Genomic DNA, 16,879 nt, shown 5'->3' with positions numbered 1-16,879 from the left:
AAGGAAATTTAATATGGAACATGTCTATACTTTTGTAACGCTAACCTATTTGACTTTAGGTTACCTAGCGACAATCTACACTATCATATTTTTTGTTTGTACAGGGTCGACGATTTTCGACCAAGGACGTAAGCAAACAATGCCCTTGCGATACAAATTTAGTTTTGTACTTGTATCTGCGGTGCTGATGCCCTACCTATACATTTTGTTTTTCAACGAAATTCTGACTCTTCACCGAAGAAAAATGCGACTATAGCTGAGTTTTCTAGCGCAAAAAGTAGTTACGAGTCGTAACGGTATTATTCGTGAAGCATCAAAGCCGTATGAATACGCTGAAGTCGGGTGTCCTACGTCTATTCAACATCTTTGGTTTATACTGTAATAGATAAATGAATTTGGCTACTTAACTAGAGGTTTTGCAGAATTTAAAATAATCCATTAAATACTAATTTAGTAAAGGTACTGACAAACAAATGTCCAAAGGTGTGCTGACGGGACATGTAACACGAAATTGCCCCAAGACGTGTTTAGAGCGCATGAAACCAACATGAGATTTATTTGTGCAGCAAGCTGCTGCACAATTAGGAAATCGCCTGCTTCATCGAATGTCCAACAGGCTGTTGGACAAACTCCAACCCCAATTTTGCAACAGCCTGTTGCAAAAATCACTATGAAGCACTTCTGCCCCAAGACGTGTTTAGTGCGCATGAAACCAACATGAGATTTATTTGTGCAACAAGCTGCTGCACAATTAGTAAATTGCCTGCTTCATCGAATGTCCAACAGGCTGCTGGACAAACTCCAACCCCAATTTTGCAACAGCCTGTTGCAAAATTCATTATGAAGCACTTCTGCCCCTTTCCGCGTTATAAACCAATCACGCAAGTTGCGTCACGCACACTGCGTGATGAACTCATTTCAGCCCCGAAATGAGTTAGAATGATTCACCCTCATTTTAACAATCTCAATATGCACAGTTTCAGTTGACCACTACAAAAACGACTACCCTTAAGTAGAAGGTTAGCGATGCTTTGCATTGCCATGTGTTCATACAACTCGGGACGGTTGAAATTAGTGGTACTTCTATCCCCCCTCAAGGGAAATCATGAAAAAAGCTAACATAATCCATATTCTATTGGTGCTAAACTTCCTTTTCCTCACTGCGGCCTGTTCTCAGTTAGAGCCGTATCGAGTCATGACCGATGAACCTCCTGGTAAAGATGGTGTTCTACCAGAGCAGCCCGTTTATCGTGCCGATGTTTCTATATTGCCGGACAAAAAACCATTATCTAGAGTCTGTGATAACTCCAAAACGAATTGTATCCAAATAGTCGAGTTCGATGAGTTTGGGAATGCCCAAAGCCGAAAACAATTAGAAACAAGTATTTCCGAATCTAAAAAAGTGGCGGAAGCAGGAGGAACTGTCCTTGTCTATGTGCACGGATGGCATCACTCAGCCAAGCCTGGTGATAAAGATATCGAAGCCTTTTTAGACTCAGTGACCTATGCGTCAAATTCTAACTCCAAGCCAGCGATGGGTATATATATCGCTTGGCGAGGGGACTCTATACCATCAGATAATTGGTTCACGTCTCCATTTAGCTACATGCTCACTTTTTGGGATCGAAAATCAACAGCTCACTCAGTTGGTAGTGGTGGAGGGGTGTCTGAGTTACTTCGCAAAGTTTCGGATGTTCGTAAGAACACATCATCTCGCCTAGTCATCATAGGGCATAGTTTTGGCGGGGCCATACTGTACTCATCAGTTTCGCAACTTATGGCTGAGCAGATAAGGTTAGATATGAGGTGTATCCGAGGTAAAGATGGTCAGCCGGAAAACGGAATAGCTGAGTTCAATGAGATTGCTGATTTAGTTGTTCTGGTAAATCCTGCCTTTGAAGCAATGCAAATGTCTCCGCTCTATGCATTAGCGAGAGATGCGACCTACAAGTGCAATTTACCCCCTAGAATAGTGGTAGTTACCACAGAGGCCGATTGGGCAACAGGACTTACATTTCCAATTGGCCGCTTTTTTGGTACTCAATTTCAAGCCTACCCTCGGGGGCAATATAAGGCGCTAGATCGAACCACAATTGGGCATTATGACCGGTACATTACTCACCAGTTAAAAGTGAGTAAGCGCTGTAGTTCATCCATACAGAAAAATACCCCTCAAGTGCAGATTCTGAGCGACACGAAAGGAAATAATTGTATTCCAGTTACAAGTAATAATGAGATAAATGCCAAGCCTGTTTTGCTAACAAGGTGCGATCAAGCAGGAGTGTGTGATCTTCTACCTGATGATATTTACATAAAACGCCGATTACCGGATGCGGATGGTAACAAGGATACGGTTCCAGAAAGATTTCCAATTATGAATATCCGAACAGACAAGAGTGTCATGAGTGGTCACAATGATATTTGGAGTCCAACTTTAAAGAGTTTTCTGAAGCAGTTACTGACGACAATTCAAACGAAGCCAGAAGACCTTAATTTCAATCCGATTTAGCGCAGGGTGAAGAGAATGGCTCCATAAAAGTGATGGAGTGTGTTGAGAAGTGAGCCGTGATAACTCATTTATGTCCAGAAACGTGCCAGAAAGCACCCCATTTGAGTTAGTCTCAAATGGGTATGTTGATTATTTGATTGCTACAATCTTACTTCGTTTTAGATCGGAAAGTTTCTCTTTCAACTCTTCATTCTCATACTCCAACTCATCAATGCGGGCCAATGCCTGAACTAGCTTGTCGTTGAGGTGATGCTGGGCTGCTGCGAATAAAGCTAGTTTTTCTTTTTCAGATTCGTACTTTTCCTTGAAGTTTTGCTTGATACGTTTTTGTTCATTGAGCTTAGTTTGAGCTGATTGAATTTCAGGTTGGACATACTCACCTTTAGCTTTTGCGATATCAGCCTTAACTTGCTTAACCTTCTCAACAAACTCAGGGTAGTAGTAGCCACTGCCGTTACCCAAGTTAGCCTCTTCTTCCACAGCACGCACACTGAGTTTACGATGAGTAGGGATGCGCTTAGGATTCCCTTGAGCGATTCGGTTTAATGCAGCCTCAAGAGCAATTAATGTGTTTTCACTCTTTCCCATGTTTAAATCTCCGTAACAGTTAACTCTGCTTCAAAAGGGATAAAGTCCATATCAAAGTCCTTCATTACATTTTCGGCGGCCCTTACCTGAGTGACATAATGGCTATGCTCACTCACCGAAATATCTTCTCCAGATTCCATGTAAGCAACCAAGCTTCGATGCTTTTTCTGCCACCACTTAGCCTGTTGTTCATCAATAATGCTGCTGCCAGAGCCACAATCGACACAGAATTGCGGAGCAACGATACCATCCATATCGCAGTCATAGCCACTTTTGCAATAGCTGTGTAGTGAGCCGTGAAGAGTGAGTTTTCCCTCTTTAACTGACTTATAAATAACATCCCAAGAACTGTAGATGGTTGGTACATCACCCCGCATTTTCACAATGGTTTTACCGTATGAGCCCGATAAATTTTCATCAGAGTGCCACTGATTAAAGATTTTATTTGTTGTGGTCTCAGCGTTTATTTCATCGAGCGCTTTTTGTACTTTTTCATCCACTTTCAAGTTTCGTAGACTCGCCAGTTTGCCACCATTGGAGTACCACTCGGTCATTGCAAGATAGAGGTGCTTAAACTGTTGTTTAAGCGCAACCAGTGTTCCTAAGCGATTTTTAATGCAATAAAACGCCAAGGTGCGCCTAAATTGGTGGGTTGACATAGGCCAAGGCTTTCCAATTTTTACGTCTTTTCTTATACGCTCTAAAGAGCGTGGATTAGCCTCAAGGCATTCCAGGTAATCCTCTTCTGTCACAGTGAAATTAAACTGCTTACAAAAACGCTTTAATCGTTGATTCCAGTCGGTAATGAGTACAGGGGGTCTAGAGCGGTATATTTGACTTACCCATAGGGAATTACTGTATTTTTCATCGGGATAATTTGTTTTTTTTCGCCATCGAACTGTTAACGAGTTCATTAACTCTATGGCTTTTTTTGATGAGGAGGCTGTAATCCAAGTTTCACGCTTTTCACCCAACTTAAAGGTGTGTGATTGCAGCATATGGTAATCACGTCCCTCAAACGTATCTTTGTAGTAGCTGTCAGGGGTTAGTTTATCGAGTTCGGAATCTCGCATCCCACTAAATCCGCCACAAACAATATAGCTGGCAATGGTTAATTGCCCTAAATAGCGCTTAAAATCACTTCCGTTGTTAAGTGGAATATCAGGAAGTTTTTTTTCTAATAGTGCAATAATAGTTTTGTTTTCTTGTGGAGATATATCATTGATTGTCGCTGCATATTTATGGGTGTCGACACTTCCATCTCCATTCAGAAAGCTATAGGTATAGCCCTGCTTTACTTTCTTATCGAGAATGCGTTTTCCCTCAAGGTAGTTGGCTTGCATGGCGTTCTCGGTATCTGCAATTAACTGTCTGTGAGGGTAAGCGTAATCAACTAGGGCTATCGCTTTGGCGTAAATGGCATCACATAAACGCTCTGGTATAACAAGGAATTGCTGACCCTCTTTATTGCTCAATCTTTTAGCTTCTTTTCTTGAATTAATGGGGGATATGCCTAGTTCAAGTTTGTGCCATGATGCATCGCTTATTGCGCTATTGATGGAGACAAAGGTCTTCTCTATTGTGCTTTGAGAGTAGTTCCGAGTTTGCAGGTAGTTTTCAAACTCAGTCCACACGACAGGAGATAATAGCGCTTTTAGAGAGTTGTAATTATTTTCCGCTAAGAATCGATAAACCCTTTTGATATTAGTTAACCGAGAATAAACTCCTGAGAACCTCAGTGCCTTTTTCCTTTTTGGGCTTTTATTAAATAGCGAGCCAAAGGTAATTAGCTTAAGTTCTCGTTGTAGCTCTGGAGTGACGTTAAACTCCTTAACTGTAAGGTTATTTCCTTCTTTTTTTCGAGAAAAAGGTAGGCAATCCCAGTTGTTTTGACCAAAGGTTGCGGTGACGTTTCCCTCTTTGTCTTTACAGACAACCGCCGCATCTAATTCTTCAAATTTTCCCTCGTGGTACAGCGTGACTACATCAACGTCTTTGACTTTGTGTTGTTCGGGGAAGACAGGTAAATAGAGTTTAGATGTGTCCATTACTGCACCTCATTAGTTGATTCAGGTATAAGGCCAAGGATAGATTCGCTATCATCCCACAAGGGGTGACGGGCATCATCGTCCAGTTTGGCTTCAGCTTGTTTTAAGGTGCGTTTATTAATATTGGGGAGTATCTTTAACTCGATAAACTTCACGACATTTTCAAAGTTTTTTCGATAATGGCTGGCATCTAAGTGAAGGTATAAAGATTCTTCGATACAAGCTTTAAATGAGAGCAGACACCAGATATCAGCAACCGATTGAACAACCACTTGGTCTGGACAACCAAAGCATCCTAAAAGGTCAGCACATGCTAATCGCTCACCTTCTTCAGCAAGTCCTCTTTTTTGAGCTTTCTTTGTATATTTTTTTGATTTTCCACCAAATGGGTCAGCGCAACTGGCTCCGTTAGGAGTTCGACTTAAATTAGGGATGTTGCTTTTATTTTCGGCCTCAACCACCAAGACATCTATCCCTAAATTCTCCTGTGCTTGCTTGGTTTTTACACCAGTTTTAACTTGCTCCTCTCTAATCGACATCACATCTTGCATCATGCCTTTATTTGCGAGTTCATTGCCTTTACTGTAATGCTTCTTGCGAGTATTAGGTGCATTATTTAACATGATATCGTTAACCATTTCACCCTGATGATACGTGGTTAACTGAGAGCCCGTTTCACGGAAGCGGCTGATTGCAGGGCGTAAACGCCTCCCTGTTTGGTCTGTGAAGGTAAAATGCTTTTCTACCCAACGTTGCAAGAAGCTATGTAGGGTTCTACTCTTTAACGGTTGCACCTTTTTAGAGGCAATGGTTTGAAGTAAAGTGGCGTTCTCATCTATGCTAAGCCTCTGTGAGGCATTGAGTAATTTATCGAAAAATTTCATGGCATATTTTGGAATTTCTAGTTCATGCCCTCCCATTTCAACTTGAATCGTTTTGAAAGCTCGACGCTTAAAAGCGGGCATTGTGTACCAGGTTTCACCTAATGAAGTGGATGCATTTTTAGGTTGTTGCAGTTTGAATAAATCACTTGTGTTAGCGTAAGTGTAATAAGCCAGCAAGTAGGTTGCCGCACACATCATCTTTGTGATTCCACCACAAAGTAGATAATCCTCACCTTTCCACTTAAAGGTCATGGTTGGTATGCTTTTATGCGCTTGAATATGCTTGTCAGGGCCTTTAATAAATTGTTCGTAGGTTTGATTAAACAAACGTCTTAAAAATGGAAGGATTTGGTTTAAGTCGCTACGAGCATAGGCTTCAAAAGGCTCTCTATCGGCATCATCCATAATGACTACGTTATCAAAATAGTGGTGTGGTAAATCTAGATATCGAGTAAATAGTGTGACCATTCTAGAACACCTTAATTTATAAGAACTACTTTTTATCTCTCCTAGCATGACCCTAGTTTGCAGGTGTGTCATAAAACCCTCTAATGAGCTTTGACTGAAAGCTTGAGAGCTTTGCCCATCACACCATCGAAGATATAAAGAAGTTTCACTAAAGTTATCGTAGAGCGAATTATGGCTACCTCCTTCCTCAATGACTTCATCAAACATATCTTTCAATTGAAGGGCAAATCTTTCACGGTCTGCATCTTCAAATTGAACACCTTGTTGTAATTGTTGTGTAGGTGGAATGCCTTTAACCAAAAAGCGGTTAAAGTCAGCAAGGTGGTTATCTTCCGTATTTAGTTGAATGCAAAGCTTAGGGTCCCAGCGACTTAGATAGGAGAGATTACTCATCGTTACCTCCAAGCGCTTCGTGCATGATGCTATCAAGAATGCCAAACTTTACCTTAAAGGCTTCTTTGCGCTCTAAAAAGCGTAGGTATTTCCAAGTGGTTGATTCGTTTTTATGTCCCATCCAGCCCATTAGAAGATCCATACATTCAGAAACGGGTAATTTAGCCTCTAGTAAGTCGCTGAGGCGGTAGGTGCCATAGGTGGCGCGTAAATCATGGAAACGATGAGAGAATGAAGGCTCTGTCTTTTTTATTTCGGCTCTGAACTCAACCCACCGAGCTTCAATGGATTTCCCTGTAGTAGGGTTGCTTTGCTGGCTAACAAATAGTGGTTCGTGACGTTTACAGCGCTCCAGTATTTCAATGGTCTTCTGGACGAAAGAAGGGGCGTCGCAATCCAACTGCTCAATTTTCTCACTCAGTTTGGCGATACGCTTCAGGCGGCGCTCTGAAGTTCGGTATTCATTCAATGATTGAAGCAAATCCGATGAAATTTCGACAGACCGGGTTTTTAGAAACTTGGTTTGCACCCCTGTTGAGCGGGGGCATAATTGAATTTCTAGGCGATGCTCGCTCTCAGCAAGTGGGGTTGCGGTATCTAGCGCATCTAGCGTTAGTGTTGCTACTTCTTCAACTCGCATGCCTGTATCAATCGCGAGCAAGGCTTGTAAGCGCAGCTCTTCAGATGTTTGCAGGAGATATTTAGTCAAAATGCTCAGGGCATCTCGACTTAACGGGGAAAGCGGTCTGATGTTTTTGCTATCCGCATCTCTGGGTACCTTTATGCGTAGATCACTGGTCTCAACAATGAAGGTTGGGGATATATGAGCAAGCATCCCAGTATTCTGAACAGAGACAAACTCCATTTTGAATGGGGCTTCCTTCTCATTTTTAATGTGTAGATAACCATCGTGCATCAGCCATTTATAGTAATTGACGATTTGGTGCATACGAACGCTGGCTGTGCTGTGGGCAAGCTCGCCTTGCTTAATTTGCTTGAGTAGGTGGGAGCGGAACAGATAGGTCGGTTTGAGCCGTTTGATAGGTGGGAATTTATCCCAATCTAGCCCCTTGTCTTCAAGAAACTGGTAGTAGGCACGCAGGGCCTGCGCGCAAGGGGATAGGTCTTCCGCTTTCTTTACGGCCTTGAGATGAACAGATAGCTGTTGGCTTCGTGATTGAATATGCCATCTTGCGAAAAGAGTGTGTGCAGCGAACCGATATTGTCATTTGTGGGTTGGCAATGGAATGAGCCATCATCCAGTTTTTGTAGCTCAGTCTCTTTGGAGACATCGCTGGAATGTACAAGGTATGTCATAAAATATCCTGAAAAAGATCACTGTCCATGTATGCAGTATGGACAGTGATTAATTATTTTCCAGATTTACTTACCTGTGTAAGATGCTTTTCCTACACTAACCCCTCATGGTAACAAACTCTTCAGAGCCCGTTGGGTGAATCGCTACAACAGAGTCGAAGTCTGCTTTGGTTGCGCCCATCTTCATTGCAACGCCGAAGCCTTGAATCATTTCGTCAACCGTGAAACCGATGCCGTGTAGGCCAACGACTGTCTCTTCTTCACCAGCACATACTAGCTTCATCTTACAAGGTTGACGGTGCTTGGTTACTGCTGTGTACATAGCAGTGAAGCCAGACGTGTATACCTTGATGTTGTCTTTGCCGTATTGCTCTTCAGCTTCTTGAGTCGTTAGACCAATTGTGCCGATAGGTGGGTGGCTGAATACAACAGTAGGAACGAGCTTGTAGTCCATCTTAGCGTTGGTTTGACCGTTGAATAGACGCTCAGAAAGCTGACGACCTGCTTTAACGGCTACAGGTGTTAGCTCGATACCGCCTTCCATGATATCGCCAACACAGTAGATGCCAGGAACATTCGTTGCTTGGAACTCGTCTACTTTGATGTAGCCACGGTCGTTAGTTTCAACGCCAGTTGACGCTAGGTTGATAGCGTCAGTCGCTGGGTGACGGCCGATAGCCCAGATTAGGTGGTCAACGTTTTGAGTGTTGCCGTTCTCTAGGTGTAGAGTCAGCGTGCCGTCTGCTTCTTTCACAACTTCTTTAGGTACTGAGTGTGTGTGAAGTGTTGGGCCTTCCGCTTCCATTACTTCAACCAATGTTTCGATGATCATTGGGTCGAAGCTACGTAGTGGAGACTCTTTACGGCAGAACAGGTGTGTTTCTGTGCCAAGTGCACTTAGTACGCCTGCGATTTCTACTGCGATGTAACCTGCACCGATAACAGCAACACGTTTTGGTTGCTCCATTAGATCGAAGAAACCGTTTGAGTCGATGCCGTATTCTGCGCCTGGGATGTTTGGAATCGTTGGACGACCACCTACTGCGATCAGGATGTGATCTGCAGTGTAGTGTTCGCCGTTTACTTCAACAGTCTTCTCGTCAACGAACTTAGCGAAGCCCTTGATTACGTTTATTTTGTTGTTACCCAAAACGCGATCGTAAGATTGGTGGATACGACCAATGTACGCTTGGCGGTTTTCAACCAACTTACTCCAGTTGAAGCCTTTTACCTCAACGTCGAAGCCGTAATCTTCCGAATATAGGTTGATCGCTTCAGCAACCTGAGCACCGTGCCACATTACTTTTTTAGGAACACAACCAACGTTTACACATGTACCACCAAGGTCTTGTGCCTCGATAAGTGCAACTTTTGCACCGTGCATAGCTGCGCGGTTAGCTGATGCGATGCCGCCTGAACCGCCGCCGATACAGATGTAATCAAAATGAGTTGCCATTACTTTCTCCATTTATTGAAGGCTGTAGTTACAGTGAGCGCACTGGATACCTACGTCCTATAGATTCTTAAATTGTCTAATTATTATATTGAGGGCAGATCGGTTGAACTCAATCACCCTGTTTGAAATTTATTCGTGTACGTCACAATCTGCTGAATATTCGTTAGATTATGACGTTAAGTTCGAGATTACTCGGGTACGATCCACTCTACTTTGAAGTGACCGGTCGCCGGCGCAATTGCTTCCTTCAAGAATGGAAGAATCTCGTTCATTTGGCTTTCTAGCTTCCAAGGCGGGTTGATAACAATCATGCCTGATGCTGTCATGCCACGCTCGTTGGTATCTGGTGATACGCCCAGTTCGATTTGTAGAATCTTGTTGATGCCTAATCCTTCCAGTCCTTCGATCATATCTTCTATATCACAGCGGTTTACTACCGGGTACCAAATTGCGTAGATACCGGTTGCCCAGCGCTTATGACTTTGAGCAATCGCAGTCACCACATCGCGATACTCTTTTGCCAGCTCGTAAGGTGGGTCGATAAGTACCAAACCACGACGTTCTTTAGGTGGCAGGCTGCCTTTTAGGCGTTGGAAGCCATCTTCTTTGTAGATAGATACCTGACGATCGCGGTGGAACTCTTGCTCAAGCAGAGGGTGATCGGCTGGGTGAAGCTCAGTCAGTACCATGCGGTCTTGGTCGCGCAGGTGCGCGCGGGCAACACGTGGAGAGCCCGGGTAGAAACGCAGTTTTTCGCCATTGTTGAGTGCTGAGATAGACTCAAGGTAGCTTTGAATGTCTTCAGGAAGTTCTGTTTGTTCCCAGACGCGTGCAATACCTTGCTTGTATTCACCGGTTTTTTCAGACCATTCATGCGTTAAGTCGTAACGACCTACACCAGAGTGAGTGTCATGATAAACAAAAGGCTTATCTTTCTGTTTCAAAGAATTAAGAATAAGGCTCTGTACGATATGCTTTACTACGTCGGCATGGTTGCCCGCGTGGAAGCTGTGGCGATAACTTAACAAATTAAACTCTCGTAACACTCTCGATTTAGAGTGTGGTTAGTGTAGGTGGGGTGAATCTGACTATTATAACCCTCAATGGACTATAAATTCTCGAACAATTCAGGAACAGTCGTTCGCAATATGCAGTTAGTTATTGGTTCTACTATTGAAATTTGCCTTGTTGGGCACTATTTAATAACTATTCGCAGGTGATTTTTTTAGGCGACCCTTAGCCTGATGACTGTAAGACGACCTCATTACAAAAAAGACGAAAGTCTCTAAAGCCAAAGGAATGTTTATATGTCTAATCCGCTATTAACCTTCACGGACTTACCTCCGTTTTCACAAATCAAGCCTGAGCACGTTAAGCCAGCAGTTGAGCAAGTGATTGAAGCGTGTCGCAACAAGATAGAACAAGTACTTGAAGGTAATACTTCACCAAGCTGGGACAACCTCGTTGCTCCGATTGAAGAAGTGGACGATCGTTTAAGCCGCATTTGGTCACCTGTAAGCCATATGAATTCTGTCGTGAACAGTGATGAGCTACGTGACGCGTATGAGAGCTGTTTGCCTGCTCTATCTGAATACGGTACTTGGGTGGGTCAACACAAAGGTTTGTTTGAAGCGTACAAAGCGATCAAGGCGAGTGAAGCATTCTCGGCACTGAATCGAGCTCAGCAAAAAACCATTACTGACGCACTGCGCGACTTCGAACTGTCGGGCATTGGCTTACCTGCAGACGAACAGCATCGTTACGGCGAGATCAGCAAGCGCATGTCTGAGCTAGGTTCTCAATTCTCGAATAATGTACTTGATGCAACCATGGGTTGGAGCAAGCAGATCACAGACGTGGCTGAACTGGCGGGCATGCCTGAATCTGCGTTAGCTGCAGCGAAAGCAGCGGCGGAGTCTAAAGAGCAAGAAGGTTACCTACTGACTCTAGATATCCCATCATACCTACCTGTGATGACTTACTGTGATAACCAAGAACTGCGTAAAGAGCTTTATGAAGCGTACGTAACGCGTGCTTCTGATCGTGGTCCAAATGCAGGTAAGTGGGACAACACAGAGATCATCACCGAGCAACTTAAACTGCGTCACGAAGTTGCACGCATGCTTGGCTTCAACACCTACAGCGAAAAATCACTGTCGACCAAAATGGCTGAAACGCCGGATCAAGTGCTCGGTTTCCTCAATGACCTAGCCGTAAAAGCGAAACCACAAGGTGAGCGCGAAGTCGAAGAGCTACGTCAGTTTGCTGAGAAAGAGTTTGGTGTGTCTGAGCTAAACCTATGGGACATTGCTTACTACAGCGAAAAACAGAAGCAGAATCTATTTGAGATCTCTGATGAAGAGCTTCGCCCTTACTTCCCTGAATCCAATGTTGTATCAGGCCTGTTTGAGGTACTAAACCGTGTGTTTGGTATGTCGGTAACAGAGCGTGAAGGTGTCGACACATGGCATGACTCAGTGCGCTTCTTTGATATCTTTGACGCGACTGGCGCACTGCGCGGTAGCTTCTATCTAGACCTATACGCACGTGAGCACAAACGTGGTGGTGCTTGGATGGATGACTGTCGTGGTCGTCGTATTACCGAATCTGGCGAGCTACAAACGCCAGTTGCTTACCTAACGTGTAACTTCAACAAGCCAGTTGGTGATAAGCCAGCACTGTTTACTCACGATGAAGTAGTGACCTTATTCCACGAATTCGGTCACGGTATCCACCACATGCTGACGCAAGTAGAAGCGGGTGCAGTTTCGGGTATTAATGGTGTGCCTTGGGATGCCGTTGAGCTGCCAAGTCAATTCCTAGAGAACTGGTGTTGGGAAGAAGAGGCGCTGTCGTTTATCTCTGGTCATTTCGAAACGGGTGAAGCCTTACCAAAAGAGATGCTCGAGAAGATGCTAGCGGCGAAGAACTTCCAATCTGCAATGTTTATCCTGCGTCAGCTAGAGTTTGGTTTGTTCGATTTCACGCTACACACAGAATACGATCCAGAAGTGGGGGCTCGCGTATTAGAGACGCTAGCCGATGTGAAATCTAAGGTATCGGTACTACCAAGCCTTGATTGGAACCGTTTCTCGCATAGCTTTGGCCACATCTTTGCTGGTGGCTACAGTGCAGGTTACTACAGCTATCTATGGGCAGAAGTGCTTTCAGCCGATGCGTTCTCTGCATTTGAAGAAGAAGGCATCTTCAATACAGAAACCGGTAATCGCTTTCTGAGTAACATCCTTGAAATGGGTGGCAGTGAAGAGCCAATGGAGCTATTCAAACGCTTCCGAGGTCGTGAGCCAAACATTGATGCAATGTTGCGTCATGCGGGAATCAACGCGTAATTGCTATCATTTCCGTAACGGTGGTAGTTGCTTAGTTCTATTGCGAGTTAATTAGCTTTCATTACGAGTTAATAGCGAAAAGAGCCTCTACGTTAGAGGCTCTTTTTTTGTCTACATTAAGCTGAATCAATGCTATGGATTCACATTGCGATTGATAGGGTTCTGCAATGAAATCAGGGTCTCGGTCGACTGAACTTCATCGATCGCTTGCAGCTTATCGATCAATACAAACTGCAGTTCTTCGATCGATTTACACATCAATTTGACAAAAATATTATAGGCGCCTGTGGTGTAGTACGCCTCTACCACTTCCTCTAAAGCATTGAGCTTGTCGATGGCTGAATGGTAATCGCGGGCGGCATTGAGATTGATGCCAATAAAGCAGCATACGTCGTAACCTAATTTTTTGGTGTTTACCACAACCTCGGTACGCTCAATAATGTCAGCCGCTCTCATCTTTTCGATACGAACATGAATCGTGGCTGGGCTGACATCAAACTGCTTTGCCATTTCAGCATAAGGCGTTCGCGCATCTTCCATTAAAGTTTTGAGAATGGCACGGTCTAGGTCATCTAGACGAGCGGTTGTTGTGGACATGCGTAATCCTTAGATTGAATGAAAACATACCGGCTAGAGTACACATCATAGCCAAGGGTGATAATATTAGCAGTAACTATAGTGTTAGGGTGAATACAGTGCGATTTTCGTTGTTATTAGTTTTGATGTGTTGGAGTGTTTTTACTTCAGCACAGACAAAAGATGTATTGGTCATTCACTCTTATCATCAAGGTTTTGTCTGGACAGATGATTTCCATGAAGGGTTGGCTGAAGAACTCGACCGTGACGGCCTGTCTTATCGTGTCGTTTATCTCGATAGCAAGCGTACTCAAAACACGGAATACTTAGAGCGAATTTATCAGCTATACCGTACCAAGTTGTCGCATGAAGAGTTTACCGCTGTGGTGGTCAGTGATAACAACGCCCTTAACCTGATGAAGCGCTTAGCGCCTGAGCTCAATGGCACGCCTGTTATTTTTGGTGGCATCAACAACTTCTCTCCACAAATGATAGAAGGTTTGAATGCGACGGGTATCACCGAAGATATTGATATAGCAAGCAATGTAGAGCTGATCAAGCGACTTCAATCGACAGTGGAAAAAATATATGTGGTCACTGATCATTCGGTAACGGGTGAAGCTATTCGCGCTCAAGTGGATCTATTCCTAGAAAAGCGTCCTGAGTTTTCTAGGTTGGTAGAGCAATATAAGCCCGACTCTTATCAAGAACTGATGACGTTCGCTCAACGCGCTGATATTACAAAAAGCCTGCTGTTTTGGGCTTACTACCGAGATATCAACGGCCGAGTCAGCAGTAATGAGGACTGGCGCCAGCTTAACAAAAAAGCTCAGATACCATTGTATATCGTGCATGATTTGGGGCTTGGGTATGGTGCTATTGGCGGTGTCATTCACCGTGGTAAGACACAAGGGCGAGGTACGGGGCAAGTGTTGCTGAATGTGCTCGATAACCCGGATCAACCTTTGCCGAAAGTGGTTGCTGGCGCCCCAGAAATCAAACTTGATTACCAACAAATCTCACGCTGGAATTTGGGTGCTGAGAATGAAGCCTCGGTGTCCTTCTTCAATAAGCCCAAACCATTCCTGACTCGTTACCGCGATGAAATTCAGACCATAGGTTTGCTGTTCCTAACGATGTCGAGCGTCATCGCGATCTTGGTTTATTACCTTAATCGTCTCAAGAAAAGTGAGAGAACGAGCCGTCAGAGCCAACGGCTACTTGAGTCGATATTCGACCAGAGTTTACAGTTTATGGGGATTATCGATGAGGCTGGTGTGCTGTTGTCTAGTAATAGTAAATTGCATGAACTTCTTTACAACCAAGGCTATAAATTGGGGACGCCTCTTCAAAACCATCAACACTGGGAAGATTCTGCAAAGCAGCGGCTAAAGGAATATTTTATCTCTAAAGACGAACATCAGGCTTTGCGATTTGAAGCCGAAGTGTGGTGTCGTGATCGTGGCGCAATGGTATTGGACATCTCATTAAAGCCAATGCCGATAAGCGAAGGGGATGATATTCAGTTCTTATTTGAAGCTCGTGACGTTACGTCGGGTAAGCTTGTTGAGAATAAGCTGTTCCAGCGTGAAGCAAACCTAAAGCTGTATTATGACAAACAACCGGTAATGATGATTACGCTGGATGGTCACAACCGCATCCAACAAGTGAATCAGTTTGCTGAAAAGTTGTTGGGTTATTCATTGAAACAGTTATTGGGCCATCGCCCTCGAGAGTTCTACGTTGATGAGAATGCGATGACTCCACGTAATATCTTGTTGCAACCGCAGCATAAAATCCGCGGTGTGTGGCGTCGTGATATTGAATATCGTCATGCAGATGGCAGTGCAATCTGGATTAGAGAAAATATTCGCCCGTTGGTGGAGTCTGATCAGCTGTTGATTGTGGGTGAAGACATTACTGAAACACACGAGCTGTCAGAAAAGTTAGAGTATCAAGCACAGTACGACTTGTTGACTGACACTTTTAACCGCAACCACTTTGAGCAAGAGCTGAAAAAGGCGCTTAAAGAGGTCGAAAGCCACATGCGAACTCATGCGATGTTGTTCCTAGATTTAGACCAACTGAAGGTGTTGAATGATACCGCAGGGCATGAAGCGGGCGATGCTGCGATCTTGTTTAGTGCAAAACTGTTAGAAGATGTGCTGCCCTATAATGCGTTATTGGCGCGCATGGGTGGTGACGAATTTGCTGTGTTAATCAAAGACTGCACCGAGCGAGATGCGCTCAATGTGTGTCGTAGCATTATCTCTATGATGAGTGAAAATTCATTTGTGTGGAGGGATATTCGCCTCAACCTCACTTGCTCTATCGGTCTTCGATTGATTGACCATACTGCCTCCTCACCGCAGATGGTGCATGCTCAGGCTGATGCTGCTTGTCATGTGGCCAAAGAGGAGGGACGTAACCGCTACCACCTTTATCATCAAGATGATGAAGACCTACGTCGCCGTCATTTGGAGATGGAGAGCGTGAACTTGGTGCATGAAGCATTGGCCAATGATCGCTTAGAGCTATTTGCACAGCGTATTCTAGGCTTAGATATAGATTGCGAGAAAATGCATTTCGAGATCTTGGTTCGGATTAAGAATGTTGATGGGGAGTACATCTCTCCGGGTATCTTCATGCCCGCTTCAGAGCGATACAACATTGCACACCTGATTGACCGAAAAGTGGTAAGCCTGACATTGAGTTGGTTGGAGCAACGGCCCCAGGTTATTGATGAGCTTGGAATGTGCTCAATCAATTTGTCTGGTCATTCGATGGGTAATCGAGAGTTTGTCGAGTTCTTGATTGATAACCTCAAAAACTCGTCAATACCGAGCCATAAAATTTGTTTAGAGATCACTGAAACGGCCTCAATGAGTAACATGAAACAGGCGATCAAGTTCTTTACGAGAATTAAAGAGCTGGGCTGTATGATTGCACTGGATGATTTCGGTTCAGGGTTATCGTCGTTTGGGTATCTGAAGAAGCTACCGGTCGATATTGTGAAAATCGATGGTTTGTTTGTACGTGATATTGATGTCAACGAGATGGACCACGTGATGGTTCGTTCTATCAACGACCTAGCTAAGCAGATGGGCAAATATACGGTGGCTGAATTTGTTGAAAACACTCAGGTGATCGACAAACTGCTCGAGCTTGGTGTTAACTATGCGCAGGGTTACATCATAGGTAAGCCTAAGCCGCTTGAAGAATTAGTCGAAGAGTTACAGCAAGAGCGCTTTCTATAACATTTGGACTTAGTGAATATAGCTTTGTGATGA

At 44.0% G+C, this 16,879-nt stretch carries 9 protein-coding genes and 1 pseudogene; 3 read left to right on the top strand and 7 right to left on the bottom strand.

The window, feature by feature from the left end; genetic code table 11:
- Positions 1-1,105: 1,105 nt before the first annotated feature.
- Positions 1,106-2,509, top strand: a complete 1,404-nt coding sequence (locus tag OCV24_RS13840; protein ID WP_150879306.1) for an alpha/beta hydrolase family protein — start codon at positions 1,106-1,108, stop codon at positions 2,507-2,509.
- 129 nt (positions 2,510-2,638) lie between these two features.
- On the opposite strand, the gene OCV24_RS13835 is transcribed toward OCV24_RS13840, so the two are convergent.
- The 6 genes and pseudogenes from OCV24_RS13835 to OCV24_RS13810 form a co-directional block, all read right to left on the bottom strand.
- Positions 2,639-3,097, bottom strand: coding sequence for a hypothetical protein (locus OCV24_RS13835; RefSeq protein ID WP_150879307.1), 459 nt, complete (start codon positions 3,095-3,097; stop codon positions 2,639-2,641).
- Between the two features lie 2 nt (positions 3,098-3,099).
- Positions 3,100-5,145: a site-specific integrase gene (locus OCV24_RS13830; RefSeq protein WP_150879308.1), complete on the bottom strand. Its 2,046-nt coding sequence runs from the start codon at positions 5,143-5,145 to the stop codon at positions 3,100-3,102.
- Positions 5,145-6,890, bottom strand: coding sequence for a hypothetical protein (locus OCV24_RS13825; protein ID WP_150879309.1), 1,746 nt, complete (start codon positions 6,888-6,890; stop codon positions 5,145-5,147). Before OCV24_RS13825 ends, OCV24_RS13830 begins: the two co-directional genes overlap by 1 nt.
- Positions 6,883-8,207, bottom strand: a pseudogene (locus tag OCV24_RS13820) (tyrosine-type recombinase/integrase). Before OCV24_RS13820 ends, OCV24_RS13825 begins: the two are co-directional and overlap by 8 nt.
- Before the next feature lie 97 nt (positions 8,208-8,304).
- Positions 8,305-9,663: a glutathione-disulfide reductase gene (gene gorA / locus OCV24_RS13815; RefSeq protein WP_150879311.1), complete on the bottom strand. Its 1,359-nt coding sequence runs from the start codon at positions 9,661-9,663 to the stop codon at positions 8,305-8,307.
- Between the two features lie 188 nt (positions 9,664-9,851).
- A complete protein-coding gene (locus tag OCV24_RS13810) occupies positions 9,852-10,691 on the bottom strand; it encodes a 23S rRNA (adenine(2030)-N(6))-methyltransferase RlmJ (RefSeq protein ID WP_010433428.1) in 840 nt (279 codons plus the stop codon).
- Positions 10,692-10,970: 279 nt separating this feature from the next.
- Between OCV24_RS13810 and prlC the strand changes: the two genes are divergently transcribed.
- Positions 10,971-13,013 carry an oligopeptidase A gene (prlC, locus tag OCV24_RS13805; protein ID WP_017055559.1) on the top strand — a complete coding sequence of 681 codons (2,043 nt, stop codon included), beginning with the start codon at positions 10,971-10,973 and terminating at the stop codon, positions 13,011-13,013.
- A gap of 132 nt (positions 13,014-13,145) precedes the next feature.
- Here the strand turns inward: prlC and asnC are convergent, their stop codons facing one another.
- Positions 13,146-13,610, bottom strand: coding sequence for a transcriptional regulator AsnC (asnC, locus tag OCV24_RS13800; protein ID WP_017055560.1), 465 nt, complete (start codon positions 13,608-13,610; stop codon positions 13,146-13,148).
- A gap of 125 nt (positions 13,611-13,735) precedes the next feature.
- On the opposite strand from asnC, the gene OCV24_RS13795 reads away from it, so the two are divergent.
- A complete protein-coding gene (locus OCV24_RS13795) occupies positions 13,736-16,846 on the top strand; it encodes an EAL domain-containing protein (protein WP_150879320.1) in 3,111 nt (1,036 codons plus the stop codon).
- Positions 16,847-16,879: the final 33 nt, after the last annotated feature.

The organism is Vibrio kanaloae (assembly GCF_024347535.1).
GTDB lineage: Bacteria > Pseudomonadota > Gammaproteobacteria > Enterobacterales > Vibrionaceae > Vibrio > Vibrio kanaloae.
This window is presented reverse-complemented; position numbering and strand designations above follow the sequence as displayed.

Coding starts and splice junctions, on each gene's coding strand:
- OCV24_RS13830 (WP_150879308.1), bottom strand. CDS start 5,145: ATGGACACATCTAAACTCTATTTACCTGTCTTCCCCGAACAACACAAA.
- OCV24_RS13825 (WP_150879309.1), bottom strand. CDS start 6,890: ATGAGTAATCTCTCCTATCTAAGTCGCTGGGACCCTAAGCTTTGCATT.
- prlC (WP_017055559.1), top strand. CDS start 10,971: ATGTCTAATCCGCTATTAACCTTCACGGACTTACCTCCGTTTTCACAA.
- OCV24_RS13795 (WP_150879320.1), top strand. CDS start 13,736: ATGTGTTGGAGTGTTTTTACTTCAGCACAGACAAAAGATGTATTGGTC.
- gorA (WP_150879311.1), bottom strand. CDS start 9,663: ATGGCAACTCATTTTGATTACATCTGTATCGGCGGCGGTTCAGGCGGC.
- OCV24_RS13840 (WP_150879306.1), top strand. CDS start 1,106: ATGAAAAAAGCTAACATAATCCATATTCTATTGGTGCTAAACTTCCTT.
- asnC (WP_017055560.1), bottom strand. CDS start 13,610: ATGTCCACAACAACCGCTCGTCTAGATGACCTAGACCGTGCCATTCTC.
- OCV24_RS13835 (WP_150879307.1), bottom strand. CDS start 3,097: ATGGGAAAGAGTGAAAACACATTAATTGCTCTTGAGGCTGCATTAAAC.